The following is a 26,925-nucleotide window of genomic DNA, read 5'->3' as shown; positions in this document are numbered from 1 at the left end:
CACCTTCAGGGCGACAAGGCTTTGGCACAGGTTGAACTTCGCGGCGTCACCAAGTCGTTCGGCGCCTTTCTGGCCGTCAAGACGGTCGACATCGACTTCCAGGAGGGCTCCTTCATCACCCTCCTGGGGCCGTCCGGCTGCGGCAAGACGACGATCCTGCGTATGATCGCGGGGCTGGAAAAGCCGACCGGCGGCGACATCCTGATCGGCGGGCGGCGCGTCAACGACGTGCCGGTCCACAAGCGCAATCTCGGCATCGTCTTTCAGAACTACGCCCTCTTCCCGCACAAGACGATCGGCGAGAACATCGCCTTCGGCCTCAAATACCGCGGCGTCTCCAGGGCCGATGCGGGAAAGAAGGTGGCGGACGCCCTCGACATCGTCCGCCTGCCGGGCGTCCAGGATCGCTATCCGACCCAGCTCTCCGGCGGCCAGCAGCAGCGCATCGCGCTCGCACGCGCCATCGTCATCGAGCCGGACGTGCTGCTCCTCGACGAGCCGCTGTCGGCGCTCGACGCCAATCTGCGCGAGGAACTGCGCGTGGAGCTGAAGACCATCCAGCACCGCATCGGCGTCACCTCCGTCTTCGTCACCCACGACCAGTCCGAGGCGCTGGCCATGTCGGACCGGATCGTCGTCATGAGCGCCGGAAGGGTCCAGCAGCAGGGCGCGCCGGAAGAGGTCTACAACGCGCCGGCGACGGAATTCGTCGCCAGCTTCCTCGGCGCCGCCAACCTGATCGACGCCACCGTCACCGATGCCGACGGCACCGACGTGCTCGTCGAAACGCCCCATTTCGGCCGGTTCCCGGTGCCGAAAACGGCCGCCAACGGCCTCCAGCCGGGCGCCCGCGGCAAGGTCGTCGCAAGGGCGGAAAAGCTGAAGCTCTATGCGGCGGGCGCCGCGCCGGACGGTGGCGTCAGCGCCCCCGGCACCGTCGAGGCGACCGATTACCAGGGCCAGATCGTGCGCTACTTCGTGCGCGTCGGCGATATCCAGTTGCAGAGCGTCGGCATGATCGACGGCAGTCCCTTCCAGGAGGGCACCGAGATCGCCGTCGGCATCAGGCCGGAGGAGTGCGTCGTCCTTCCGGCCGAAGGACCCAGCGAATGAGCGAAAAGAGCCGCCTCTTCTACCAGACCCGCCTGCGCCGCCCGGTCCTCGACCGGGCCGAGGGCATCTATCTGTGGGACAAGAGCGGCAAGCGCTACATCGACGGCTCGTCGGGCGCCATGGTCTGCAATATCGGCCATTCCAACCCCAACGTCCTTGCCGCCATGGCCCGGCAGATGGAGAAATCCACCTTCGGCTACCGGCTGCATTTCGAGACCGAGGCCTCCGAGCAATTGGCGGCCCGTACGGCGGACCTGAGCCCGCCCGGCTTCGACCGGGTGTTCTTCGTCTCCGGCGGATCGGAGGCGACCGAAAGCGCCATCAAGCTGGCGCGCCAATATGCCCTTGCCCGCGGCGAGGCCAGCCGCTGGAAGGTGATCTCGCGCGCTCCCAGCTACCACGGCGCCACCCTCGGCGCCCTGGCGCTCACCGGCTACGGACCCCTCACGGACCCGTTCGCGCCGATGATGCGCGAGATGCCGAAGATCCCCGCCCCGCGCGCCTATCTCGACGGGCTCGACCCGGCATTGACGGAGACCGGCCACCACTATGCCGACATGCTGGAGGCGGAGATCCTCAGGCAGGGACCCGAAACCGTCCTCGGCTTCATCGTCGAGCCGGTCGGCGGCGCCTCCACCGGCGCGCTGGTGCCGCCCGCCGGCTACATGGAACGGGTGCGCGAGATCTGCGACCGCCACGGTATCCTGATGATCAATGACGAGGTGATGTGCGGCGGCGGCCGCACCGGCCGCTTCTTCGCCGGCGATCTGTGGGGCGTGGAGCCCGACATCATCGCCATTTCCAAGGGGTTCGGCGCCGGCTACGCGCCGCTGGGCGCCGTCACCGCCCATGGCCGCATCGTCGATGCGGTGCTCGATGCCGGCGGCTTCGCCCACGGCTTCACCTATGCCGGCAATCCACTGGCCTGCGCTGCCGGGGTCGCCGTCATCGACGAGATCCACCGCCTCGACCTGATGGCCAATGCCGAAAAGATGGGCGCCCTCCTGAAGTCCCGGCTCCATGGCCTCGCCGAGCGCTATCCCTTCATCGGCGACGTGCGCGGCGCCGGCCTGCTGCTCGCCTTCGAGCTCGTTGCCGACCGGGCGACGATGACGCCGCTGCCGGCCTCCCTCAACGCCTATCTCCGGCTCGTCGACATCGCCTATGAAAATGGCCTCATCCTCTATTCCAGGCGCACCCGAGAGGGCGTGGAAGGCGACCATTTCCTCGTCTGCCCGCCGATGATCGTGACCGAAAGCGACATCGACGACATCGTCAGCCTGCTCGTTTCCTCCCTCGACCGCTTCGCCGCGGAGGCCGGCCTGCCGGTGGCACGGGCCGCATGACCAAGATCATCATTTCCTGCGCCGTCACCGGCTCCATCCATACCCCGTCGATGACCCCCCACCTGCCGATCACGGCGGACGACATCGCCTCTGAGTCGGTTTCTGCAGCCGAGGCCGGCGCCGCGATCCTGCACCTCCACGCCCGCAACCCCGCGGACGGCCGCCCCTCGGCCGATCTCGACCATTTCATGGCCTTCCTGCCGCGCATCAAGCAGGGAACCGACGCCGTCCTCAACCTCACCACCGGCGGCAGCGCGACGATGACCCTGGAAGAACGCCTCCGCGCGCCGATGACGGCCGCGCCGGAGATGTGTTCCGTCAACATGGGCTCCATGAACTTCGCGCTCTATCCGGCAGCCGCCCGCATCACCGACTGGCGCCACGACTGGGAAAAGCCGTTCCTGGAAAACTCCGACGACCTCATCTTCAAGAACACGCCCCGCGACATCGCCCATGTGATTTCCGAGATGGGCGAGAAGCGCGGCGCGCGCTTTGAGTTCGAGTGCTACGACGTCGGCCACCTCTACATGCTGCGCCATTTCCTCGACCGCGGCCTCGTCGAAGCCCCGCTCTTCATCCAGTTCGTCTTCGGGGTGCTGGGCGGCATCGGCGCCGATCCGGAGAACCTCACCCACATGAAGCGGATCGCCGACAAGCTGTTCGGCGATGCTTACCAGTGGTCCGCGCTCGCCGCCGGCCGGCACCAGATCCCGATCACCACCATGGCCGCGGCCATGGGCGGCCACGTCCGCGTCGGCCTTGAGGACAGCATCTACATCGCCCGGGGAGAACTCGCCCGCTCCAACGCCGACCAGGTTGCGCTGATCCGCGAGATCGTCGAAAAACTCGGCCGGGTCGTCGCCACGCCCGACGACGCAAGACAAATGCTCGACCTCAAGGGCGCCGACCGCACTGCGTTCTGACACCAGATATATCCATGACCGACATCGCCATCCGCCTCGCCGGCGCCGAGGACGCCGAAAGGATCCAGTCCATGCTCGCCCGTCTTGCCGTCGACCTCGGCGAGACGACGGCGTTTGCCTCAAGCACCGAGATCCTCCGTCACCACGGCTTCGGCGAGGAGCCGCTGTTCCACTGCCTGATCGCGGAGCGCGACGGCACCGCCGTCGGCCTTGTCCTGTTCTTTCCGGAGTTTTCCACGCTGAGGGGCATGCCCGGCGTCTATGTCCAGGACCTTTGGGTCGACAGGGCCTTGCGCAGTTCCGGCCTCGGCAAGCGGCTGCTCGCGGCGGCAGCACGCCACGGCGCAGCAAGCTGGCAGGCCGGCTATATGAAGCTGACCGTCCACCTCGACAATCCGCGCGCCGAGCGCTTCTATCGCCGCCACGGCTTTGCCAATGGCGGCCACGACCAGACCCTTACCCTTGAGGGCCCGGACTTCGGCAAGATGAGTGATCCGACATGAAAGCCTTCTTTCACGACCTTCAGCGCCGCCACGATCCCAAGCATTTCCTGTCCAGCGGCGCGCCGCAGCCGAACCCGGAGGTGCCCGGCCGCATCGATGCGCTCCTTGCCGGCCTTGCCGAGGTGAAGATAGCGGCGGAAGAGCCTGCCGACCGCGGCCTCAGTCCGATCGCGGCCATCCACTCGCCGGAATACCTCGTCTTCCTGCAGAACATTTATGCCCGCTGGCAACGCATTCCCGGCGCCTCCGCGGAGGTCATCCCCAACATCCACCCGGACCGGCGCGACGTCGGCTACCCGAAATCCGCCGTCGGCCAGGCCGGCTTCCACATGGCCGACACCGCCTGCCCGATTTCCGAAAACACCTGGGAATCGGCCTATTGGAGCGCCCAGACCGCCATCGCCGCCGCCAATCATGTGGCGTCCGGCGCCGGCGATGCCTACGCCCTCTGCCGCCCGCCGGGGCACCACGCCTTTTCCGACCTTGCCGGCGGCTTCTGCTTCCTCAACAACACGGGGATTGCGGCCCAGCGCCTGCTCGCTGCCGGCCGCCGCCCGGCCATCGTCGACGTCGACCTCCACCACGGCAACGGCACGCAAGGCATCTTCTACGCGCGCCGCGACGTCCTCACCGTCTCCATCCACGCCGATCCCGCCCGCTACTATCCGTTCTTCTGGGGCCATGCCGACGAGCGCGGGGCGGGCGCCGGCCTCGGCGCCAATCTCAACCTGCCGATCCCCCGCGGCTCGGAGGACGAGACCTTCCTTGCCGCCCTCGACACCGGCCTTGCGCGCGTCCGCGCCTTCGGCGCCGACGCCCTCGTCGTCGCCCTGGGGCTCGATGCCTTCGAGGGCGACCCGTTCGGCGGCCTTGCCGTGACGACGGCCGGCTTTGCCCGCATCGCCGATGCGCTGGCGGGCCTGAAGCTGCCGACCGTCATCGTCCAGGAGGGCGGCTATCTCTGCCCGGAACTGGGGCAAAACCTGACGAGCTTCCTTTCCGGCTTCGGCACGGAGCGGGCATCGTGACGGAAACCGCTGACATTCTCGTCATCGGCGGCGGCATCGGCGGCATCGGCGCCGCGGCCCGGCTCGCCCCGGAGGCCAAGGTCATCGTGCTGGAGCGCGAGGACGCCATCGGCTACCACGCGACGGGCCGCTCGGCCGCCGTCTTCATCCGCAACTACGGCAATGCCACGGTCCGCGCGCTGAACGCGGCAAGCGCGCCGGTGCTGGAAAACCCCGAGGGCATTGCGGATTCCTCGCTGCTGACCCCGCGCGGCGAGATGATGGTCGCTGCCGAGGGCGAGATCGAGGCCCTGGAACACTACCTTGCCGGCAGCGACGGCCTTCAGGAGATCACGCCGGACGACGCCGTCGGCCGCATCCCGATCCTGAGGCGCGAGAGGATCGAGCGCGCCGTCTTCGAGCCGAACGCCCAGGACATCGACGTCGACCGGCTGCTGCAGGGCTTTGCCCGGCTCGCCCGCTCCGGCACGGGGCGCATCGAGCGCCGCGCGGAGGTCGCCGAGATCGTGCGCGCCCGCACCACCTGGCAGGTCCGCACGAAGGACGCCGCCTACGAGGCACCGATCGTCGTCAACGCCGCCGGCGCCTGGGCCGACGGCCTTGCCGCGATGGCCCATGTGGCACCGATCGGGCTCACCCCCATGCGCCGCTCCATCGCCGTCCTGCCGATGCCGGACGACCTGGGCGTGGAGCGCTGGCCGTTGGTCGTCTCGGGGTCCGAGACCTGGTACGCCAAGCCGGAGCGCGGCCGGCTGCTCGTCTCGCCGGCCGACGAGGACCCGGTCGACCCCCACGATGCCTGGCCCGACGACATGGTGCTCGCAGAGGGCCTCCACCGGTTCGAGCAGGCAATGACGATCAGCGTCACAAGGGTCGAGCGCTCCTGGGCGGGGCTCCGCTCCTTCGTCGCCGACCGCACGCCGGTCTGCGGCTTTGCCCCGGATGCCGACGGCTTCTTCTGGCTCGCCGGCCAGGGCGGCTACGGCGTCCAGACCTCGCCGGCGCTTGCCCGCCTTGCCGGAGACCTCGTCCTCGGCCGCACCCCCGAACTCACCCCCGACGTCGTCGCCGCCCTGTCGCCCGCCCGCGACGGCATCGGCCCCGGAACAGGAACGCTGCAATGAGCACCGTCGAACGCCTTCAGACCGGCCAGCGCATGAGCCAGGCCGTCATCCACAACGGCACCGTCTACCTCGCCGGCCAGGTCGGCGCCCCCGGCGAAAGCGTCACCGCCCAGACCGAGGCCATCCTCAAGGGCATCGAGAAGCTCCTGGCCGAGGCCGGCTCCGACCCGACCCGCATCCTGCAGGCCACTATCTGGCTGGCTGACATGGATGATTTCGCGGAAATGAACGCCGTCTGGGACGCCTGGGTCCCCGAAGGCCACGCCCCCACCCGCGCCTGCGGCGAGAGTAAGTTGGCCACGCCAGACTTCAAGGTCGAGATCATCGTCGTCGCGGCGCAGAAGTAGGCTCTCCCGCCGGACACCTCTCCTGGCGAGCGCTTCCCGCTCCGCCCTCTCCACCCACTCCGCGTCACCACCGGACTTGATCCGGTGGTCCATGAGGCATATCCATGTGTCTCATCCTAAGATATTGAAATCAAAGGCCCCATGGATTGCCGGGTCAAGCCCGGCAATGACGCTTGAGAGGACCCCAGGCGCAGAGCAAGCCCGCTGCCGCATCGCCTGCGGCCACGGTTGCCCCTGCATCCCTCTCCTTCGTCACCCCGGGCGAAGCGAAGCGGAGAGCCGGGGCCCATTGCCCCTATCGGCATCGTAGCCCATGGCGGATTTCGCCACGGCTTCAGGTCACGCCAATTCCACACGAGGACCGCCAACGACATACCGTGCTGACATGGGCAATGGATCCCGGCTCTCCGCTTCGCTCCGGCCGGGATGACGGAGAGTGTTGTTCGGGCGTGAGCGCAGAACCGAAGCCACAGGCTTCGCAAGGCCGACAGGCCGTCGGCGCTTGTGCGCCGCCCCGTCGGAGGCGCGAGCGGAGCGAGCCTGCCGCGAGACAAGAGAACGAGCCCGCAGGGCTCGCAAGGCCGACCGGCCGCCGGCGCCGTTGCGCCGCCCCCGCGGAGCCGCGAGCAAAGCGAGCCTGGCGTGAGCGCAAAAAAACTACCGTGAGCGACAAACAGAACCACTCAATCCCGCTCCCCCAACGCCCCCTCGATCCGCCCGACGATCTCCTCGGGCCGTCCCTCAATGCTGACCGAGACGACGCCGGGCTCGCCGCGTGGGTCTTCCAGGTCGGCGATCTGGCTGTCGACGAGGGCGACCGGCATGAAATGGCCCTCGCGGCCCGCCATGCGCTCACGCACGAGATCGACGGCACCTTCGAGATAGACGAAGACGACATCGGGCGCCGCAGCCCTGAGGCGATCGCGATAGGCGCGGCGGAGGGCCGAACAGCTCACCACCGCCTCCTTGCCCTCCGCCGACCATTCGCCCATCGCCGCGCCGAGGCGGTCGAGCCACGGCCAGCGGTCGGCGTCGGTCAGCGGCTCGCCCTTGGCCATCTTGGCGACGGCTTCCGGCAGGTGGTAGTCGTCGCCCTCGACGAAGGGGATGTCGCGGCGCGCGGCCAGAAGCTTGCCGAGCGTCGACTTTCCGGTGCCGCAGATCCCCATCATCACGATGATCATCGTCGCCCGCCCTCAGGTTCCGCTCAGGACACGACCGGCCATTCGTGGTGGAAGACGCCGGGCTTGTCGGTGCGCTCGAAGGTGTGGGCGCCGAACAGGTCGCGCTGGCCCTGGATCAGGTTGGCGCCGACGCGCTTGGCCCTCAGCCCGTCGAGATAGGCGATCGAATTGGCGAGCGCCGGCACCGGCACGCCGTCGGCGACCGCGGCCGCAACGACCCGGCGGAGCGGCCGTTCCGCCGTCTCCAGGATCTCTTCGGCAAGCGGCGACAGGGTGATGTCGGTCAGCTCCGGATCGGCGGTGAAGGCGTCGGCGATCGGATCGAGCATGGCAGCGCGAATGATGCAGCCGGCCCGCCAGGTGCGGGCGACGGTCGCCAGCTCCGTTCCCCAGCCATTGACCTTGGAGGCCTCGGAAATCAGCGACAGCCCCTGCGCATAGGCCGCCAGCATGACCGCCGGCAGCGCCTTGCCGAGGTCATCGGCAATAAGAGCCGCGTCGCCCGCCGGAGGCAGACGGCGGAGCGACGCGGCATGGGGCGCGCGCCGGGAGGAAAGAGCGCGCGCCAGGAATGCGGTGGCGATGCCGGGAACGGCAACGCCGTATTGCAGTCCGGCCTCAACGGTCCAGCGGCCGGTGCCCTTATGGTGGGCGGAATCCTTGATCATCTCGACCAGCGGCCGGCCGGTGTCCGTGTCGACCTCGTCGACGACGACGGCGGTGATTTCAAGCAAGTACGAAGATGCGGCGGTCTCGTCCCAGCGCCGGAACGTCTCGGCCATTGCCTCGCGCTCGAGCCCGGCCGGGCCGGAGAGCAGCAGGTAGCATTCGGCGAGCGCCTGCATCACCAGGTATTCGATGCCGTTATGGGCCATCTTGACGAAATGGCCGGCACCGCCGGGCCCGAAGGTGCCGAAACAGGGCGCCCCGTCGCCGGCCTTGGCGGCGATGGCGGCAAGCGGCGCGGAGACCGCGGCAACGGCGTCGGGATCGCCGCCGGCCATCAGCGCGGGGCCGTGGCGGGCGCCCTCCTCGCCCCCGGAAACGCCGAGCCCGACGAAGCGCACGCCGTCGGCTTCCAGCAGCGCCTGGCGCCGTTCGGTGTCGTGGTAATGGCTGTTGCCGCCGTCGATGAGAATGTCGCCGGGTTGCAGGTGCGGGCGGAACGTCTCGATCAGCGCATCGACCGGGTCGCCGGCCTTGATCATCACCAGCATGGTGCGCGGGGCTTTGAGATGCTTCAACACGTCGATCGGCGTGTCGACGACGGTGACAGTCGGCTCAAGCTCGGCCCGCGCGCTGACGACGACGTCCGGGAAGGCATCGCCGGCGACCACCTTGTAGCCGCGGTCGTTGAGGTTGAGGGCAAGGTTGCGCCCCATGACGCCGAGGCCGATGACGGCGATGTCGCAAAGGTGTTCTGTTTCGGTCATGAGACCGCCTCCGAGAAAAGTTCCGGCGCGTGAAGCCGCGCGATTGCCGTCACCCCGGCAAGCGTCGCCTCGCGGGCGGTGACATGCCGATAGGCAAGGCCCGCCCGGGAAAACGCCGCCCCGTAGGGCACCGCAAGTCTGTCGTTGCTGACCAGGAGGATCTCGCCGGCGCCGCTGGCATAAAGCGGCGTCATGGCGGCGATCTCCGAGCCGATGAGAAGGCCGGAGAGATAGCTCGCCACATCTTCGGCCCGTAAGTCTCCATGTATGCCTCGGGCACGGGCAGAAAAGAGGTGATTGAGAAGACCGCCGCGACGGACCGACTGGGAGAGGCCGGCGTCGAAGGCAACCTCCGCGAAAGGCGCGTCCCGGTCGGCGGCCAGGCCGAGCACGGAATGGGCGAGCATGACCTCATGCACCTCGCCGGTCATGCTGGTGGAAAAGCGGGTCAGAACGCCGCCTTCCACATCGGCCCATTTGCTGTGGGTGCCGGGCAGGCAGAGGACCGCATAGTCCCAATCGACGAGCGACAGCGCGCCGAAAATCTGGACCTCCTCGCCGCGCATGACGTCGGCCTTGGCGGGATCGGCGCTGGCGACCCGGACACCCGGAATGATGAAGACACCCGCCATGTCCGCAACGGCGACGACATCGCGGGCAAGGCTCTCCGGCGTTGCCGGAAGCGGCGGCTGCGGTGCCTGTTGCCAGCCCTGTGGCGCGCCGACCATGCCGGCCATATAGACCGGCGTCGCGCCATCCCGCCAGGGGCCGAGCCGCTCATGGCAATAGGCAGCGAACCCATTGCGCGACAGCGCCCGCATGCCAAGGCCGTCGCCGATTTCGGCAAGGACCGCGCCCGAGGCGGCATCGACCAGCCAGGCTCGGAAGGACGAGGTTCCCCAGTCGACGATGATCAGCCGGCCGCTCATGGGGCAATCGCCCTCCAGGCGGCGACCAGCGTTTCGGCGGCGGTGTGGACGTCCTCGGCGGAGCGGCCGGGCTTCCAAAGCTCCGAGCCGATGCCGAAGCCGGAACAGCCGGCGGCCACGAAATCGGCGAAATTGACGGCGCCGACGCCGCCGACGGCAAGCACGGGAAGGCCGGAGGGCAGCACGGCCTTCAGATCCTTAATGTAGCCGGAGCCAAGCCGGGAGGCCGGAAAGATTTTCAGCGCCGCAGCGCCTGCCTTGGCGGCGGCAAAGCACTCGCTCGGCGTGAAACAGCCGATGAGGGCGGGAAGACCTGCGTCCACGCTCGCGGCGATCACTTCCAGGTCGGTGTTGGGCGTCACGATATAGCTGCCGCCGGCCGACACCAGCCGGGAGACGTCGCCCGGATCGAGAACCGTCCCGGCCCCGATCCGCACGCCCTCGGGCGCGATATTGGCCATCGCCTCGATGCTCTCAAAAGGCTCCGGCGAGTTGAGCGGGACTTCGATGAGCGTGAAGCCGGCATCGACGAGAACGTGCAGGATCTCCGGCGCTTCGGCCGGCGTAATGCCGCGCAGGATGGCGACCAGCGGCAACCGGGAAAAGGCCGCGTCGAACGCCGCGCGGGGATCGGCCGCTACCATTCCGAAACGCTCCCGTCCTCGTGGCGCCACGCCGGATTGCGCCAGCGATGGCCCTTCTTCGCCTGCTCCTCGACGAAGGCCTCGTCGATTTCTACGCCAAGGCCCGGCTTGGTCAGCACGGGAAGATAGCCGTCTTCGATCTTCAGCGGCGCCGGGTCGGTCAGGTAGTCGAGGACGTCGTTGCCGACATTGTAGTGGATACCCATCGACTGCTCCTGGATGAAGGCATTGTGGGCGACGAAGTCGAGCTGCAGCGAGGCGGCGAGCGTCAGCGGCCCGAGCGGGCAATGGGGCGCGATGGCGACGTCGTAGGTCTCGGCCAGGGACGCGATCTTCACGGCCTCGGTGATGCCGCCGCAATGGCTGATGTCCGGCTGCAGGATGTCGACCATCCGCGCTTCCAGGATTTCCCGGAAGGCAAAACGGGTGTGCAGCCGTTCGCCGGTGGCGATCGGATAGCCGAGGCCGGAGGCGATCTGCGGCAATGCGTGCAGGTGTTCGGGAAGGACGGGTTCTTCCACGAACATCGGGTGGAAGGGTTCCAGTTCCCGCAGCAGGGCCTTGGCCATCGGCCGGTGGACCCGGCCGTGGAAGTCGATGGCGATGCCGACATCCGGGCCGACGGCTTGCCGCGCCTCCGCAACGCGCGCAACGGCGTCGTCCACCTTGGCATGGCTGTCGACGATGGCGAGTTCCGGCGTGCCGTTCATCTTGAAGGCCGTGAAGCCTTTTTCGACCACTTCCTTCGCCTGGCGGCCCACATCGGCCGGCCTGTCGCCGCCGATCCAGCAATACATCCGCATCTTGTCGCGCACCGGCCCGCCGAGCAGTTCGTGGACCGGCACGCCGAGGGCCCTGCCCTTGATGTCCCAGAGCGCCTGGTCGATGCCGGCGATCGCGGACATCAGGATCGGTCCGCCGCGATAGAAGCCGCCGCGATAGAGCTGCTGCCAGATATCCTGGACGTGGCGCGGATCGCGGCCGACTATGAGGTCGGCGAGCTCGTGGACGGCGGCCTCGACGGTCGCCGCGCGGCCCTCGATCACCGGCTCGCCCCAACCGGCAACGCCCTCGTCGGTCTCGATCTTCAGGAACAGCCAGCGCGGCGGCACCTGCCAGGTCTTCAGTTGCGTGATCTTCATCGTTGTCTTTCGTGCAGCGTCTGAGCGGACGCTAGACCAGCCACATGGCCAGGTTCGGGAAGGCGAGCATCAGGGCGAGCACCGTCAACTGCATCAGGATGAACGGCCACAGCGACTTGAAGATATCGCCGAGGCTGATCTCGGGTGGCGCGACGCCCTTGAGGTAGAAGGCCGCCGGCCCGAAGGGCGGGCTCAGGAACGAGACCTGCATGTTGACGGCAAACAGGATGCCGAACCAGATCGGATCATATCCGAGCTTGGTGATGATCGGCACGAAGATCGGCAGGGTCAGCATGGCGATGCCGATCCAGTCGAGGAACAGGCCGAGGATCAACAGGATGATCATCATGACGATGATGATCACGACGGGTGCTGCGTCGATACCGAGGATGGTGGCGGAGACGAAGCGGTTGCCGCCCATCAGGTTGTAGACGCCGACGAGGGTCGCCGCGCCGACGCCGATCCACACGATCATGCCGCAGGTGGTCAGCGTCTGCATGACGCTGTCATGGACCAGCTTGAATGTCATTTCGCGGCGAATGAGGGTCGCAACGAGGACGCCGAAGACGCCCATGGCCGCGGCCTCGGTGACGCTGGCGATGCCGGCATAGATGGTGCCGAGCACCATGAAGGCGATCGCCGCCGGCAGGATGATGGCCTTGACCGCGCGGATGCGCTCCGGCCCGCGCTGCTCCACGGGCAGCGGCGGCATCGCCGGCGCCAGCTCCGGGTTCATCACGCAGCGGATCAGCACATAGTTCATGTAAAGGCCGGCGAGCATGATGCCCGGCGTGACGGCGGCAACGAACAGGTCGGCGATGGAGACGCTGGCGATCAGGCCGTAGATGATGAGGACGATGGAGGGCGGGATCATGGTGCCGAGCGAGCCACCGCCGCAGACGACGCCGATGGCGATCTTGCGGTCGTAGCCGAGGCGCAGCATCTGCGGCAGGGCGAGGATGCCGAGGAGCACGATCTCGCCGCCGATGATGCCCGACATGGCGGCCAGGAACACGGCAACGACGAGGGTCTGGATGGCGACGCCGCCCGGAAGGCGTCCGGCCAGCACGCGCATGCCGGAAAAGAGATCGCGCGCTATGCCCGACCGGTCGAGCAGCGACGCCATGAGAACGAACATCGGCACGGCGACGAGCGAGTATTCGGTGATGAAGCCATAGACCCGGGCAATCACCAGCGGAATGGCGTTGGGGCCGAACCAGCCAACGGTGAAGACGAGCGCCACCAGGCCCGTGACGAAGGCCAGCGGCAGGCCGGAGAGAAGCAGGAGGAAGATGCTGCCGACGAGCACATAGGTGCCCCATTCGATGCCCATCGCCTGAAGACCGAGACCGCCCATCTCAATGCTCCTTCGCAGGACCGGTGCCGCGCGGATCGGCGTCCGGCGCACCGCGGATGGCGTGGACGAGATGCAGGATCGTCTGCAGCGTCATCAGGATGAGCGCAAAGAGGATGATGCCCTTGGTCAGCGCCGGGAACGGCGGGTTCCAGCTCGTGCCCGAGCGCTCCAGCTGCCATTCGCCGAACGGATTGTGCGAGGCCCGCCAGAACAGGACATAGGCCGCATAGGTCATGCCGCCGGCAAAGAGCAGCGTGATGACGGAATTGAAGATGTCGAGCCAGCGCCGGGTCTTTGCCGAGACCGCGTCGTAGATCAGCCGCACCCGGATGTGCTTGTCGCGGGCGAGCGCGGCCGGCCCGCCGATGGCGAAGATGATGGCGATGAGGAACACCGTCGTCTCGTGCACCCAGGAGGTCGGGCTGTCGAAGACGTAGCGGCTGATGACTTCGACGACGCTGATCCCCATGGCGACGAAGACCAGCCAGGCAAGGCCGCGCCCGCACCATTCGATGGCCTCATCGAGCCGGGTCCGGATATGGCCTTCGGTCCCGGCATGGCCGTCCGGTTCGGCGGGGATGGCCGTCTCGGGCTCGGGAATGTGCGACATGGCAGGGCCTTTCGACCTTTGGGAAGGAAACCCGCCCCACGCCGACGCAAGGACCGGCGGCGAGGCGGGAGGAGTGCCGCACGCCAGGGCTCGGGACCCCGGCGCGCGGCGTGCATGCTGGAAGTCTACATCAGGTTACGCGTGGTGAGGAACGCGACGACGGAGTCGTAGATCTTCTGGGTCAGCTCGTTCTTCTTGGCCCACACCGCCCATTCTTCCTTGGCGATGTTGCGGAATTTCTTGCGCTCTTCGGCCGGCATGTCGATGACCTCGATATTCGGGTCGGCACGGGCCTCCTGCACGGCGGCAAGATCCTTGGCCTTCAGCTTGAAGACGAGCTCGTAGGCGAGCGAGTCCGTCGCCACTTCCATGATCGTCTTCAAGTCGTCCGGCAGGCCGTCCCAGATCTCCTTGTTCATGGAGACCGCGACCATCGGCAGGGAATGGAAGCCCGGATAGTTCGGGAAGCGCGCGAACTGGTGCAGGCCCTGCGCGTGGTTGGTCGAAAAGACCGTGTAGTCGGCGGCGTCGATGACGCCCTTCTCAAGGCCCGTATAGACTTCCGAACCCGGCAGGTTCACCGGCGAGGCGCCGGCCTTGGCGAAGATCTCATAGACCATGCCTTCCGGCGCGCGCAGCTTCAGGCCCTTGAGGTCGGCGACCGAGCGGATCGGCTTCTTGGTGACGAAGGCCTCAAGGCCGGTGGCGGCGGCGCCGATCAGGTGCACATTGTAGGGCTCGACGAGTTCGTTGTAGAGCTCCTCGCCGCCGCCATACTGCATGTATTCCATGAACTCCAGCGGATCGCCCCAGGCGCCGACCAGGTTGCCGAGCATGGAGAAGGCCGGGTTGAGGCCGGAGAAGTAGCTCGGGTCGGTCAGGTGGCCCTGCAGGATGCCGGAGCCGACGGCGTCCAGCGTCTGGTTGTGCGGCACTACGGCGCCGGTCGGCAGGATCTCGATCTTGATGCGGCCGCCGGACATGGTGCCGATGTTCTCGGCCCAGTGCTGCTTGATCTTGAACTGTTCCTCACCGGCGGTCTCCGAGGTCTGGAACGTCCATTCATACTCTGCGGCCTTGGCCGCCTGGACGGCGACGGCCAGCCCCAGGGCGGCGCCGACGAGCGCGCCGGTGCGTGCCAGTTTCGAAACGATCATGGGAGCATCTCCTCGCTGTTATGACCCGGCCTTTTCGCCGGATGGTTCTGGACGCCGCCCGGTGGCGGTGGCGTCCGGGGTGAGCCTCGCCCTGACGCGGGCGAGGATTTCGTCATTGTCGCGCGACGTCGTCAGACCGAGGTCGTAGCCGGTCCGGTTCATGACGTGCAGGGCCGCATCGAAGGCGGCATCGGCATCGCGCATGCGGATGCATTCCATCAGGTGCCGATGGCGCGCGAGGCTGTCGCGCAGCTCGTCCGCGGTCTCATTGCTGATCCGGATGACCAGGAGGATCGACGGGCTGAGGATGTGGGCAAGCTGCGCCCAGACGAGATTGTGCGTCGCCCGGTAGATGGCCGTATGAAAGGCGATGTCGGCCTCGGTGAAGGGCGAGATCTCGGTGCCCTCGCGGGCGTGGCCGCGGTCCTGGTGCCGCGCCATCATCTCGAACGCTTCTTCCATGGCGAGCAGATCGCGGGCATTGGCCCGCCGTGCCGCGATCGCGGAAATCACCGGCTCGATGGTGATGCGGAATTCGAAGATCTCGCTGAGAAAATCGGGATTCGGCGCGGCGAAGGTCCCCATCCACTCCGTCACCGTCGGATCGAGGAAGTTCCATTCCCTGTATTCCTGGACGACGGAACCGCGACCGGCCTGGCGGGCGATGATGCCGAGGGTCGCCAGCGTCTGCAGGCCGCTGCGCACCGAGGCGCGGCTGATGCCGAACTGGGTGACGAGCTCGATTTCGGGGGGGATCTGGTCGCCGGGCTTCAACTCGCCGGCAAAGACCTGCTTTGCCAGATGGTGGGTGACGAGGTTGCCGATGTCGCTGCGGCCAGCCGTCGTCTTCCTGCCTGTCGCGGAAGCCGAATCCATCCTGTGACGTTCCATCCCGGTTTCTGTTTTGCGGGCATCCTAACAAATGTCAGACATTTCAGCAACGCTATTCCGACAATTAACAGATTATTGACGGACCGGACTGCCGCGTCGGCGACCGGTGGAAGCGGCATGGAGGGGGACACAGTGCAGACAATGGAAGGAACCGCCGTTGCCGCGCCTGGAACGCAAGTGCGGAGCCCCCCGACGCAACCGGCGGGGTCCGACACCTCCCTACCCGAGCGGCGTCGCCCTCGCCTTTGCGAAGGCCGTTTCACCCGCGACGGCCGGCGATCCCCTGCGGCGATTTGCCGGACGGCCCGACCAAAAACCGACATTGCCTCCGGTAACATGGACCGCGTTCCGTCGGGATTGATTTTGCAATTGCAAATTAATCTCAATAAAGATAGGAATGTCGTCAAACGTTAGATCAGTTCTAAATATGTTATCGGAAATCGGCAAGGAGGCCCTGATGATCCGTCCTTTATTCCGTCTTGCGACCGGCATGGCCGTTGCGGTCGGCCTTGCCGCCGGCGCCACCGCCGCGTCGGCCGCCGACAGGATGAAGGTCGTCACCACCTTCACCGTCCTTGCCGACATGGCCGCGAACGTTGCCGGCGATGCGGCGGATGTCGTCTCCATCACCAAGCCGGGCGCCGAGATCCATGGCTACGAGCCGACCCCGCGGGACATCGTGGGCGCGATCGACGCCGACCTGATCCTGTGGAACGGCCTCAATCTGGAGCGCTGGTTCGAGCAGTTCCTCTCCCATCTCGGCGACGTCCCCTCCGCCACGCTGAGCGAGGGCATCAACCCGATCCCGATCAAGTCGGGGTCGTATGAGGGCATGCCGAACCCCCATGCCTGGATGGGCCTGGAAAATTCGCTGATCTATATCGACAACATCGTTGCGGCCTTTTCCGAGCACGATCCGGACAACGCCGCGATCTATGAAAAGAACGCCGCCGCCTATAAGGAGAAGCTGAGGGCCACCCTGGAGCCCCTGCGCGCCCGGATCGCGGAAATCCCCGAGGACAAGCGCTGGCTGGTCACCTGCGAGGGCGCCTTCAGCTACCTTGCCCGCGACTTCGGCCTGAAGGAGCTGTACCTTTGGCCGATGAACGCCGACCAGGTCGGCACGCCGCAGCAGGTGCGCAAGGTCATCGACGGCGTCAGGGAGAACGACGTGCCGGTGGTGTTCTGCGAAAGCACCGTCAACACCGCGCCGGCCGAACAGGTCGCCCGCGAGACCGGCGCCAGATATGGCGGCGTGCTCTATGTGGACTCCCTGAGCGAGCCGGACGGCCCGGTCCCGACCTATATCGACCTGTTGCGGGTCACGTCGCAAACCGTTGCCGACGGCCTGACGGGCGACACCAACTGATCGGCGCTGCCAGGAAGGGGCGCTGCCAGCAAGGGCCGGTACGCCCAAGAGAACAAAAGATCATGCTCGACCAGACCAGATCGCTCGACAGTCGTGCCGCCAAGGGCGGAACCGGAAGCGGTATCCTCGCCGAGAACGTCACCGTCACCTACCGCAACGGCCACACCGCCCTCTTCAAGGCGAGCTTCGAGATCCCGCGCGGCACCGTGACGGCCCTCGTCGGCGTCAACGGCGCCGGCAAATCGACGCTGTTCAAGGCGATCATGGGCTTCCTGCCCCTGGCGACCGGCGAGATCCGTCTGCTCGGGCGCACGGTGAAGCAGGCGCTGAAGGAAAACCTCGTCGCCTATGTGCCCCAGGCCGAAGAGGTCGACTGGGCCTTTCCGGTGCTGGTCGAGGACGTCGTCATGATGGGCCGCTACGGCCATATGGGCTTCCTGCGCCGGCCGCGCGCCGCCGACCGCGAAGCCGTCGACGAGGCGCTTTCCCGCGTCAACATGCAGGACTTCCGCCACCGCCAGATCGGCGAGCTCTCCGGCGGCCAGAGGAAGCGCGTGTTCCTCGCCCGCGCCCTCGCCCAGGAAGGCCGGGTCATCCTTCTTGACGAGCCGTTCACCGGCGTCGACGTCAAGACCGAGGAGCAGATCGTCGCCCTCCTGCGCGAACTGCGCGACGAGGGCCGGGTGATGCTGGTCTCCACCCACAATCTCGGCTCGGTCTCCGAATTCTGCGACCGCACCGTGCTGGTCAAGGCGACGGTCCTCGCCTACGGGCCGACCGAGACCACCTTCACCCGTACGAACCTGGAAAAGGCCTTCGGCGGCGTGCTGCGCCACTTCACCCTTGGCGGCGCGGCGCTCCACGAGGACGCCGACGACACCCGCGAGGTCACCATCCTCACCGACGACGAGCGGCCCTTCGTCCAGTATGGCGAGCGCACCGTCCAGAGCCGGCGCGAGGAGAACGGAGGCGAGGAAGACGGGTCCCGGAAAGGCGGATCCGACCGATGATCGCCCATCTCCTTGAGCCCTTCGGCTACAGCTACATGACCAACGCCATGTGGGTCTCGGCCCTCGTCGGCGGCGTCTGCGCGTTCCTGTCGGCCTATCTGATGCTGAAGGGCTGGTCGCTGATCGGCGATGCCCTCTCCCATTCCGTCGTGCCCGGCGTTGCCGGCGCCTATATCCTCGGCCTGCCCTTTGCGCTGGGCGCCTTCGTCGCCGGGGGGCTCGCGGCCGGCGCCATGCTGTTCCTGTCGGAGAGGTCGGGCCTCAAGGTCGACGTCATCATCGGTCTCATCTTCACGTCCTTCTTCGGCCTCGGCCTCTTCCTCATCTCCGTCAATCCGATGGCGATCAGCATCGAGACCATCACCATGGGCAACATCCTGGCGATCACGCCGGAGGACACCCTGCAGCTCGCCATCATCGGCGTCGTCTCGCTGGTCGTGCTTCTGGCCAAGTGGAAGGACCTGATGGTGACCTTCTTCGACGAGAACCATGCCCGCTCCATCGGCCTGAGGCCCGGCCTCCTGAAGGCCGTCTTCTTCGTGCTCCTCTCCGCCTCCGTCGTCGCCGCCATGCAGACCGTCGGCGCCTTCCTCGTCATCGCCATGGTGGTGACGCCCGGCGCCACCGCCTACCTCCTCTGCGACCGCTTCCCGCGACTGATCCTGACGTCTGTGGCGATCGGCACGGCGACGAGCTTCCTCGGCGCCTATGCGAGCTACTTCATCGACGGCGCCACCGGCGGCATCATCGTCTGCCTGCAGACCCTCATCTTCCTTGCCGCATTCGTGCTGGCGCCAAAGCACGGGCTCATCGCCGCCCGCCGCCGCGCCGCCGCCGTCCGCCGCGAAAGCGAGCGCGCGCGCATCGAGGAGGCCGCCTGATGTCCTTCGATACCCTCCTGATGCCGTTCCAGTTCGGCTTCATGCAGAACGCCTTCTTCCTCGCGGTCCTCGTCTCAGTCCCAACGGCGCTGCTCTCGTGCTTTCTCGTTCTGAAGGGCTGGGCCCTGATGGGCGATGCGGTCAGCCATGCCGTGCTGCCCGGCGTCGTCCTGGCCTACATCCTCGGCCTGCCGCTGATCGTCGGCGCCTTTTTCGCCGGCATGACCTGCGCCCTTGCCACCGGCTACCTCGCCTACAACAGCCGGGTGAAGCAGGACACGGTGATGGGCGTCGTCTTCTCCGGCATGTTCGGCCTCGGCATCGTGCTCTACGTCTCCGTCGACACCAACGTCCATCTCAGCCACATCCTGTTCGGCAACATGCTGGGCGTGGAGGCGGGTGAGCTGTGGACCGCCGGCCTCATCTCGGCCGCCGTCTCCGCCGCCATCGCCCTGAAATGGAAGGACCTGGTGCTGCACGCCTTCGACCCGGCGCAGGCCCAGGCCTCCGGCCTGCCCGTCGCCTGGCTCCATTACGGGCTGCTGGCGGCCCTGTCCCTGACCATCGTCGCGACCCTTTCCGCCGCCGGGCTGATCCTCGCCATCGCGCTCCTGATCGCACCCGGCGCCATCGCCTTTCTCCTGGTCCGCCGCTTCGGCGCCATGCTGTTCGTCGCCATCGGCGTCTGCATGGCCTCGATGATCGCCGGCACCTATCTGAGCTTCTTCCTCGACAGCGCCCCGGCCCCGACCATCGTCCTGATGCTGACCGCCCTCTTCATCGTCGCCTTCGTCCGCCGGCTCATCCTGACCAGACGCGCCTCGATGCGGACCGTCGCCGCCTAGCCCCCTTGGAGCCCTCCGGGAAACCCCTTATGGTGGCCGGCGAATCCGACGGCGACCGAAAGGCCGCCCCGCGTCCGAAGACGCTGCCGCGCCCGGCAGCTTTTTCGATGTGGAGTTTTCCAGGCGTCCTGCAAGAATTGGCTTTAACCTTGGCGGCCCTCGGAGATACTGTGACTCGGCGAACGTCACGGGCAGACTCCGGGACCGTTTTGTGTTCGGGCGTACGTTTATCAGGATGAAATTGCCCTTCTTTTTGCGTTGTCGCGGCAGCACAGGAGATCACGATGCCGGAGCGATACGATGTTGCCAAAGTGTTTTCGTGGATCGACGCGAACTATCCGCCGAGCAGCGTGTCCTGCGAGCCGTATTCGCACGCGGACCTGGTCGCTGAGCGCGTCCTGCGCGCGGCGCTGGAAGATTTTCCCGATGAGCCGGAGGTCGCACTGCGCCTCGGCGAGCGGCTGTGGCAGCGCGGCGCCCGCGATGCGGCCCTGACTGGCTATGATGACTGGCTCGCGCGCCGGCCGGAAGACACCGCGGTCGCCGAACGAAAGCTCGAATGCCTGCTGCGGCTGGGCAGACTCGAGGCCGCGCACAAGGCCCATGCCGAGCTGCCCGCGGAGGTGCGCTCCGCGCTTGCCAACGCGGCGTCGGCGGAGCGGCTGTTGATCGCCATGATCGACGGCGGCGGATTCGACGGCGAGGATGTGGAATTCGATCAGCTCTTCTTCCTCGGACCGCTCGCCGCCGGCCCCAGATCGATCCTGGAAGCCTCCCGCCTTCTCACGGAGCGGCACCACTTTGCCGCGCTCGCGAACGCGAAGCGGTTCGTGGAGTCCTGCGGGGCCCGGCTGCTTTATGTGAGCCTCGACAATCTCTTCGATGTCCGGAACCGCACCGACGTCGAAGACGGCCTTCTGGCGGCGGCATTCTGGGAGAAGATGCACAAGCGGGTCGAATGGCTGAAATCCATGCCACCCCATCTTCCTCTGGTCTATGACGACGTGCCCGAATTTGACGAGGATTATGTCGATCAGATCTTCACCGGTCCGACCCATATCCTTCACGCGACGCGCGTGGTCCTGCCGAACTATGACAGTCGGTATGTGAGCGTCGTCGGCAACCGGCGGCGCACGGTCGGGGCGCCGGCAGGCGCAAGGCGACGCGTGCTCGTGTGCGGCGGTTCCGACGTCTACGGTTTCGGCAGCGACGATGCCCGCACCGTTCCGAGCTTCCTGCAGGCTCTGCTGAACGAAAGCGGCGGCGAGCCCCGGGCCGTTGAGAACCACGGCCTGCGTGGCAATCCCCTGCTGGTCTGCCTCAACAATCTCTACCAGACGCGCGTCGAAGAAGGCGACGTCGTGGTGCTGTTCGGGTATCCCCGGCTCTTCGAGGTTCCGGCGGAGTTGGAGGATCTGGAAGCCCTCCACGTCGATTTCTCGCGCCCGCACGAACTTGGCGAAGTGTTCTTCGACCATTCCCATGTCGGGCCGAAGGGCAACCGGATCGTCGCAGAGAAGATCCATGCCATGATCGAGGCCGGCGAGGCCAGGCATGCCAAGGCGTCGGGTGACACCATCACGGCGCATCCGTCGATCGATTTCGTCAAATACCTGATCTACCGCAACGCCGCGGACGTCGTCGAATGCGGTGCCCTCAAGGATTATGTGGAATACGTGCGCGACGTGAGCGCAGGGCGGGCCGGAAAGATCGGCAGCGTGGCCGTCAACTGCAATCCGATGACGCTCGGCCATCTCCACCTGATCGAATATGCGGCCTCGAAGGTGGATCATCTCTATCTCTTCGTGATCGAAGAGGACCTCAGCTTCTTTCCCTTCGAGGATCGCCTGCGACTGGTCACCGAAGGCACGGCGCACCTGAAGAACGTGACCGTGCTGAAAGGTGGACGCTATATTTGCACCGAGCTCACCTTCCCGGAATATTTTTCCAAGGACGACGTAAGCGAGGTGCGGGCGGATGCCTCCATGGAGGCATGGTTCTTTGCGGAATATATCGCCCCACCGATGGGGATTTCGGTGATCTTCCTCGGTTATGAGCCGACCTGCAACATCACGCGCCAATACAATGAGAAGATGGCCGAGCTCCTGCCCGAATACGGGATCAAGGTGGACATCATCCCCCGCATCAGCAAAGAAGGCACCGTGATCAGCGCTTCGACGGTACGGCGTCTCCTGAAAGCGGGCGATTTCGACGGAATCGCACGGATCGTGCCGCCGCCGACGCATCGCTATCTGGTCGAACGGTACGGGGAAAAGGTCGCCTAGGCATGGAATCGGGTTCCAGCGAGCGCGGCGGGGCGGGCGCCGCCGCGCGGACGGAAGACACGCGTGCGAACGCGTCCGGCAAGATCTTCTACATCTCGCCGCAGCGTTGCGGAACGAAGTCGTTTTCACAGTTCTTCCGCCGCAACGGATACACGGCGGCGAGCTGGAACGAAACGGCCCGCAATCAGTGGCCGCTCGCGTCGCTGGAAGGGCGTTTCAAGGATATTCTCGACAGCGAGGACTTCCGGTCCCACACCGTCTTCGAGGACGGTCCATGGTACCATCCGCCGCTGTTCAAATATCTCTACTGGACCTTTCCAGACGCACGCTTCGTCTACTTTTCAAGGCCGGTCGAGGACTGGCTGAAATCCATGAAGTCCCATTCCAAGGGGTTCGCCCCGGGCGATCCGAAGCGGCATTCCATGGTCTACGACCGGCTTTCCGACTATTATGCCCTGCTCGATGCCGGCGTGGAACCGCAATTGAGAATCGAAGGCGCGGAGGAGATCTACGTCCGTGCCTTCAACAATCATCGTCTTCAGGTCAGGGCGTTTTTCGAGGACAAGCCCGCCGACCGCTTTTTCGCCGGTGAGCTCTACGACGCCGACAAGTTCGCCAAGCTCGGCAAGGCATGGGGTCTTTCGTTCGACAGCTCGGCGGATGTCCACATCCACAAGTCCGGCGCGCCCTTTGCCCGCGATTTCGCCAACGAACGCGACTGATCGCGCTTTGGCGGCCGATCGTGACCGGCCGGCCTTTGCATTGGACCGACGAGGCAAACCCCCTACTGTGCGCGGTGTGGAATCACCCTGCCAAGGAGCGCCAATGACCGACGCCCCCTCCAATGCCCGCCACGCCGAGAAGATGGCCAAGAAGAAGGCCGCCCGCGACAAGATCATGGCGACGAAATCCGGCGAAAAGGGCCTGATCATTGTCCACACCGGCACAGGCAAGGGAAAGTCCTCCTCCGGCTTCGGCATGATCCTGCGCTGCATCGCCCACGAAATGCCGTGCGCGGTCGTCCAGTTCGTCAAGGGCGCCTGGGACACCGGCGAGCGGCGCCTTTTGACCGGCCATTTCGGCGATCTCTGTCAGTTTTATGCCATGGGCGAGGGCTTCACCTGGGAGACCCAGGACCGAGAGCGCGACATCGCCGCCGCCCGCGCCGGCTGGGAAAAAGCCAAGGAGCTGATCCGCGACGAGAGCATCCGCATGGTGCTGCTCGACGAGATCAACATCGCGCTGCGCTACGACTATCTCGATGTTCAGGAGATCCTCGACTTCCTGGAAGCCGAAAAGCCGCCGTTGACCCATGTCGTGCTGACCGGCCGCAACGCCAAGGACGCCCTCATCGAGGCTGCCGACCTCGTCACCGAGATGACCCTCGTCAAGCACCCGTTCCGCTCCGGCATCAAGGGCCAGCCCGGCGTGGAGTTCTGAGCGGCAAGGTGCCCTCGCCGCGACGCGATCCCGCCGCATCCGCGTAAAGCCCGATTGACACTGGACGCTCCGCTTGCTTGACAAGGACGGTGGCGCGTTCGCGCGCCCGACGATCCGCAAGGCATGCCCGCGACAGAATCCCAATGAACACGCGTCCCCCGTTCCCCGACGACTGCCCGCCCCTGCCCGACATTACGGTGCCGATGCTCGACCCGGCGCCGCCGCGCCGCGGCCGCTCGCTGATGATCCAGGGAACGAGCTCCGACGTCGGCAAGAGCCTCTTGGTCGCCGGCCTCTGCCGGGCCTACACCCGGCGCGGCCTGAAGGTTGCCCCCTTCAAAGCCCAGAACATGTCGAACAACGCCGCCGTCACCGTCGACAGCGACCTTGAGGATGGCCCGGACGCCCCCGCCCCGCGCGGCGAGATCGGCCGCGCCCAGGCCCTCCAGGCCCGCGCCTCCGGCCTTGCCGCCTCCATCCACATGAACCCGGTGCTGTTAAAACCCCAGGCCCTCGTCGGCTCGCAGGTCGTCCTGCGCGGCCGCGCGCTCGGCAACTGGCCGGCACGGCACTACCACAACCTCAAACCCATGCTGCTTCCGGCGATCATGGACAGCTACCGGCGCATTGCCGCCGATGCGGATCTGGTGCTGGTGGAAGGCGCCGGCAGCGGCACCGAGGTTTACTTACGCCACTGCGACATCACCAACATGAAGCTCGCTGAGGTCGCCGACCTGCCGGTGGTGCTCCTCACCGACAACGACCGGGGCGGGGCGATCGCCGCCGTCGTCGGCTCCTGGCTGCTGCACGACGATGCCGAGCGCGCCCGCATCCGCGGCTACATCGTCAACAAGTTCCGCGGCTATTTCTCGCTCTATGAGCCCGGCTGCGACGTCATGACGGAAAAGACCGGCTGGCCTCTGCTCGGCGTCGTGCGCTGGTTCGACACCGCCGATCACCTGCCGGCCGAGGACGCTCTGGCGCTCGCCCGCCCGGCCCGCAGCGAGGGCGGCAGCCTCGTCATCGCCGTGCCGCAGATCTCGCGCATGGCCAATTTCGACGACCTCGACCCGTTATCGAGTGAGCCCGGCGTCGACCTTCGCTGGGTGCGCCCCGGACGGCCGATCCCGGCCGATGCCGACGTGGTGCTCCTGCCCGGGTCCAAGACCACCCGCGCCGCCCTCGATACGATCATCGCCGAAGGCTGGGACATCGACATCCTCGCCCACCACCGGCGCGGCGGTCGCGTCGTCGGCATCTGCGCCGGTTTCCAGATGCTGGGAACGGTCGTGCGCGATCCCCACGGCATCGAGGGCCCGCCGGGCGAGACCCGCGGCCTCGGCCTCCTCGACATCGAAACGACGATCGGCGGCGACAAGCGGCTCGTGGAAATCGACGCCGACGACGCTGTCAGCGGCACGAGGGTTACCGGCTACGAAATGCATATGGGCCGCACCGAAGGCCCCGGCCTGAAAAACCCCTGGTTCCGCCTCGACGGCCGCCCCGAAGGCGCCATGTCGCCCGACGGCCGGGTCATGGGCGGCTACCTCCACGGCATCTTCGGCGCCGACGGATTCCGGCGCCACTGGATCGCCGAAGTCGGCGGCGCGGCCTCGGAACGCCGCTACCAGGCAGAGGTCGACGCGGCCCTCGATGCCCTTGCCGACCAGCTCGAACAGGACCTCGACCTCGACGCGCTGCTGGCGCTGGCAAAATGACCTCCTCCATGGGTCGCGCCCGCCGGCTGATGGTCATGGGCACCGGCTCGGACGTCGGAAAGAGCCTCGTCGTCGCCGGCCTCTGCCGCGCCTATGCAAGGCGCGGCCTCGAGGTCGCGCCCTTCAAGGCCCAGAACATGTCGAACAATGCCGCCGTCACGGCGGATGGCGGCGAGATCGGCCGCGCCCAGGCCTTGCAGGCCCGCGCCGCAAAGACGCCGCTCCTTACCGACATGAACCCCGTCCTCCTCAAGCCAGAGACTGATGTCGACGCTCAGGTGATCGTTACGGGCAAAGTCCTCGGCCGCTATTCCGCCAGCGCCTACCAGCGCCTGAAGCCGAGCCTGCGCGCGGCTGTCGTCGCGTCCCTCGACAGGCTGTCAGGGGACCGCGACCTCGTCCTGATCGAAGGCGCCGGCTGCGGCGCCGAGCGCTATCTGCGCCCCCAGGACATCTCCAATATGGGCCTTGCCGAGGCGGCGGATCTTCCCGTGCTGCTGCTCGGCGATGAGTCCCGCGGCGGCGTCACGGCCTCCGCCATCGGCGCCCACCAGCTCTGGACCGAAACCGAACGCGCCCGCGTCGCCGGCATCCTCGTCAACAAATTCCGTGGCGATCCCGCCGTCTTCGCCCCGGCGGCGAACGACATCGAAGCAGAGACCGGCTGGCCCGTCCTTGGCCTCATCAGGTGGTCCGAGGCCGTCCGCGCCCTGCCGCCGGAGGATTCCTTGGCGCTGGAAAAACGCACCAAGGGCGGCACCGGCCTCGTCGTCGCCGTGCCGCAGATTCCGCGCATCTCCAATTTCGACGACCTCGATCCCCTCGCCGCCGAACCGGGCGTGGAGGTGAGCTGGATCCGCCCCGGAACGCCGCTCCCGGCCGACGCCGACGTCGTGCTGCTGCCGGGCTCGAAAAACACCCGTGCCGCGCTCGATGCCTTGCGCAAGGAAGGCTGGGACATCGACATCCGCGCCCACCATCGCCGCGGCGGTCGCGTCGTCGGCATCTGCGCCGGCTTCCAGATGCTTGGGAATGTCGTGCGCGATCCGGACGGCATCGAAGGCCCCGCTGGCGAGACGCCGGGCCTCGGCCTCCTCGACATCGCAACCACCATCGGCCCGCAAAAGCGCCTCGTGGCGATCGACGCGTCTGAGGAGATCAGCGGCACTCGCGTCACCGGCTACGAGATGCACATGGGCACAACGGAAGGCCCCGGCCTCGTCCGCCCCTGGCTAAGGCTCGATGGCCGCCCCGAAGGCGCCGTCTCGCCCGACGGTCGCATCATGGGCGGCTACCTGCACGGCCTCTTTTCCGCAGACGCGTTCAGGAGCCACTGGATTTCGGAAATGGGCGGCGCGGCATCGAGGCACCAGTACGAAGAGGCCGTGGAAGCCGCCCTCGACGCCTTTGCCGGCGAATTGGAACAGGACCTCGACCTCGACGCGCTTTTGGGGCTCGCGCGGTAACGAGGACGCCATACTGGCGAAAGCAGATGAGGTGCGCCGGCATCGCGAGGGACCGAAGGCGACGCGTGGATCCAGAACGGCATTTGCGAACTGGATCGCTTGATCGCTGCACCCTCCGCCGTCATCCCGGGCGGAGCGAAGCGGAGACCCGGGATCCATTGCCCCTATCCGCACGGTTGC

At 66.8% G+C, this 26,925-nt stretch carries 25 protein-coding genes; 16 read left to right on the top strand and 9 right to left on the bottom strand.

What is annotated here, in order from left to right:
- Window positions 1-21 precede the first annotated feature (21 nt).
- The 7 genes from M2319_RS01545 to M2319_RS01515 are packed head-to-tail and all read left to right on the top strand — an operon-like array spanning window position 22 to window position 6,384.
- Window positions 22-1,113, top strand: coding sequence for an ABC transporter ATP-binding protein (locus M2319_RS01545; protein ID WP_264599668.1), 1,092 nt, complete (start codon window positions 22-24; stop codon window positions 1,111-1,113).
- Complete coding sequence (locus M2319_RS01540; RefSeq protein WP_264599667.1) at window positions 1,110-2,459, top strand: aminotransferase family protein; 1,350 nt, start codon at window positions 1,110-1,112, stop codon at window positions 2,457-2,459. The genes M2319_RS01545 and M2319_RS01540 overlap by 4 nt, the downstream gene beginning before the upstream one ends.
- A complete protein-coding gene (locus M2319_RS01535; protein ID WP_264599666.1) occupies window positions 2,456-3,382 on the top strand; it encodes a BKACE family enzyme in 927 nt (308 codons plus the stop codon). Before M2319_RS01540 ends, M2319_RS01535 begins: the two co-directional genes overlap by 4 nt.
- Window positions 3,383-3,396: 14 nt before the next feature.
- Window positions 3,397-3,885: a GNAT family N-acetyltransferase gene (locus M2319_RS01530; protein WP_264599665.1), complete on the top strand. Its 489-nt coding sequence runs from the start codon at window positions 3,397-3,399 to the stop codon at window positions 3,883-3,885.
- Window positions 3,882-4,913: a histone deacetylase family protein gene (locus M2319_RS01525; RefSeq protein WP_264599664.1), complete on the top strand. Its 1,032-nt coding sequence runs from the start codon at window positions 3,882-3,884 to the stop codon at window positions 4,911-4,913. The genes M2319_RS01530 and M2319_RS01525 overlap by 4 nt, the downstream gene beginning before the upstream one ends.
- Window positions 4,910-6,037 (top strand): NAD(P)/FAD-dependent oxidoreductase, encoded by a 1,128-nt coding sequence (locus M2319_RS01520; RefSeq protein WP_264599663.1) that lies wholly within the window; start codon window positions 4,910-4,912, stop codon window positions 6,035-6,037. The genes M2319_RS01525 and M2319_RS01520 overlap by 4 nt, the downstream gene beginning before the upstream one ends.
- Window positions 6,034-6,384 (top strand): RidA family protein, encoded by a 351-nt coding sequence (locus M2319_RS01515; protein ID WP_264599662.1) that lies wholly within the window; start codon window positions 6,034-6,036, stop codon window positions 6,382-6,384. The genes M2319_RS01520 and M2319_RS01515 overlap by 4 nt, the downstream gene beginning before the upstream one ends.
- Before the next feature lie 683 nt (window positions 6,385-7,067).
- On the opposite strand, the gene M2319_RS01510 is transcribed toward M2319_RS01515, so the two are convergent.
- The 9 genes from M2319_RS01510 to M2319_RS01470 form a co-directional block, all read right to left on the bottom strand.
- Entirely contained in the window at window positions 7,068-7,568 is a 501-nt protein-coding gene (locus M2319_RS01510; protein WP_264599661.1) for a gluconokinase, read from the bottom strand.
- Between the two features lie 23 nt (window positions 7,569-7,591).
- Window positions 7,592-9,001, bottom strand: coding sequence for an NADP-dependent phosphogluconate dehydrogenase (gene gndA / locus M2319_RS01505; protein ID WP_264599660.1), 1,410 nt, complete (start codon window positions 8,999-9,001; stop codon window positions 7,592-7,594).
- A complete protein-coding gene (locus M2319_RS01500; RefSeq protein ID WP_264599659.1) occupies window positions 8,998-9,930 on the bottom strand; it encodes a 2-dehydro-3-deoxygalactonokinase in 933 nt (310 codons plus the stop codon). The genes gndA and M2319_RS01500 overlap by 4 nt, the downstream gene beginning before the upstream one ends.
- A complete protein-coding gene (locus tag M2319_RS01495; protein ID WP_264599658.1) occupies window positions 9,927-10,574 on the bottom strand; it encodes a 2-dehydro-3-deoxy-6-phosphogalactonate aldolase in 648 nt (215 codons plus the stop codon). The genes M2319_RS01500 and M2319_RS01495 overlap by 4 nt, the downstream gene beginning before the upstream one ends.
- The gene (dgoD, locus tag M2319_RS01490) at window positions 10,568-11,716 is read right to left on the bottom strand and encodes a galactonate dehydratase (RefSeq protein WP_264599657.1); all 1,149 of its coding nucleotides are present in this window, start codon (window positions 11,714-11,716) and stop codon (window positions 10,568-10,570) included. Before dgoD ends, M2319_RS01495 begins: the two co-directional genes overlap by 7 nt.
- A 31-nt stretch (window positions 11,717-11,747) precedes the next feature.
- Window positions 11,748-13,073: a TRAP transporter large permease gene (locus M2319_RS01485; protein WP_264599656.1), complete on the bottom strand. Its 1,326-nt coding sequence runs from the start codon at window positions 13,071-13,073 to the stop codon at window positions 11,748-11,750.
- Window position 13,074: 1 nt separating this feature from the next.
- Window positions 13,075-13,683, bottom strand: coding sequence for a TRAP transporter small permease subunit (locus tag M2319_RS01480; RefSeq protein WP_264599655.1), 609 nt, complete (start codon window positions 13,681-13,683; stop codon window positions 13,075-13,077).
- Between the two features lie 125 nt (window positions 13,684-13,808).
- The gene (locus M2319_RS01475; protein WP_264599654.1) at window positions 13,809-14,840 is read right to left on the bottom strand and encodes a TRAP transporter substrate-binding protein; all 1,032 of its coding nucleotides are present in this window, start codon (window positions 14,838-14,840) and stop codon (window positions 13,809-13,811) included.
- A gap of 18 nt (window positions 14,841-14,858) precedes the next feature.
- Complete coding sequence (locus M2319_RS01470; RefSeq protein WP_264599653.1) at window positions 14,859-15,716, bottom strand: FadR/GntR family transcriptional regulator; 858 nt, start codon at window positions 15,714-15,716, stop codon at window positions 14,859-14,861.
- A gap of 472 nt (window positions 15,717-16,188) precedes the next feature.
- Here M2319_RS01470 and M2319_RS01465 point away from each other — a divergent pair, with 472 nt between their 5' ends.
- The 9 genes from M2319_RS01465 to M2319_RS01425 all read left to right on the top strand — a co-directional run bounded on the left by M2319_RS01465 (window position 16,189) and on the right by M2319_RS01425 (window position 26,745).
- Window positions 16,189-17,100: a metal ABC transporter substrate-binding protein gene (locus M2319_RS01465; RefSeq protein ID WP_406682057.1), complete on the top strand. Its 912-nt coding sequence runs from the start codon at window positions 16,189-16,191 to the stop codon at window positions 17,098-17,100.
- A 62-nt stretch (window positions 17,101-17,162) separates the two neighbouring features.
- Window positions 17,163-18,110 carry a manganese/iron ABC transporter ATP-binding protein gene (locus tag M2319_RS01460; RefSeq protein ID WP_264599652.1) on the top strand — a complete coding sequence of 316 codons (948 nt, stop codon included), beginning with the start codon at window positions 17,163-17,165 and terminating at the stop codon, window positions 18,108-18,110.
- Complete coding sequence (locus M2319_RS01455) at window positions 18,107-18,991, top strand: metal ABC transporter permease (RefSeq protein ID WP_264599651.1); 885 nt, start codon at window positions 18,107-18,109, stop codon at window positions 18,989-18,991. Before M2319_RS01460 ends, M2319_RS01455 begins: the two co-directional genes overlap by 4 nt.
- A complete protein-coding gene (locus M2319_RS01450; protein ID WP_264599650.1) occupies window positions 18,991-19,836 on the top strand; it encodes a metal ABC transporter permease in 846 nt (281 codons plus the stop codon). Before M2319_RS01455 ends, M2319_RS01450 begins: the two co-directional genes overlap by 1 nt.
- Before the next feature lie 284 nt (window positions 19,837-20,120).
- Entirely contained in the window at window positions 20,121-22,121 is a 2,001-nt protein-coding gene (locus M2319_RS01445) for a hypothetical protein (protein ID WP_264599649.1), read from the top strand.
- 2 nt (window positions 22,122-22,123) lie between these two features.
- Window positions 22,124-22,843 carry a sulfotransferase gene (locus tag M2319_RS01440; RefSeq protein WP_264599648.1) on the top strand — a complete coding sequence of 240 codons (720 nt, stop codon included), beginning with the start codon at window positions 22,124-22,126 and terminating at the stop codon, window positions 22,841-22,843.
- Window positions 22,844-22,946: 103 nt separating this feature from the next.
- Window positions 22,947-23,561 (top strand): cob(I)yrinic acid a,c-diamide adenosyltransferase, encoded by a 615-nt coding sequence (gene cobO / locus M2319_RS01435; RefSeq protein ID WP_264599647.1) that lies wholly within the window; start codon window positions 22,947-22,949, stop codon window positions 23,559-23,561.
- Between the two features lie 203 nt (window positions 23,562-23,764).
- Window positions 23,765-25,279: a cobyric acid synthase gene (locus M2319_RS01430; RefSeq protein ID WP_264599929.1), complete on the top strand. Its 1,515-nt coding sequence runs from the start codon at window positions 23,765-23,767 to the stop codon at window positions 25,277-25,279.
- Window positions 25,276-26,745 carry a cobyric acid synthase gene (locus tag M2319_RS01425; protein WP_264599646.1) on the top strand — a complete coding sequence of 490 codons (1,470 nt, stop codon included), beginning with the start codon at window positions 25,276-25,278 and terminating at the stop codon, window positions 26,743-26,745. Before M2319_RS01430 ends, M2319_RS01425 begins: the two co-directional genes overlap by 4 nt.
- The last annotated feature ends 180 nt before the right edge of the window (window positions 26,746-26,925 follow it).

The sequence above is a fragment of the Rhodobium gokarnense genome (assembly GCF_025961475.1).
Taxonomy (GTDB): Bacteria; Pseudomonadota; Alphaproteobacteria; order Rhizobiales; family Rhodobiaceae; genus Rhodobium; species Rhodobium gokarnense.
Note: the sequence above shows the minus strand (reverse complement) of the source record. Positions and strands in the feature narration are given on the sequence as shown.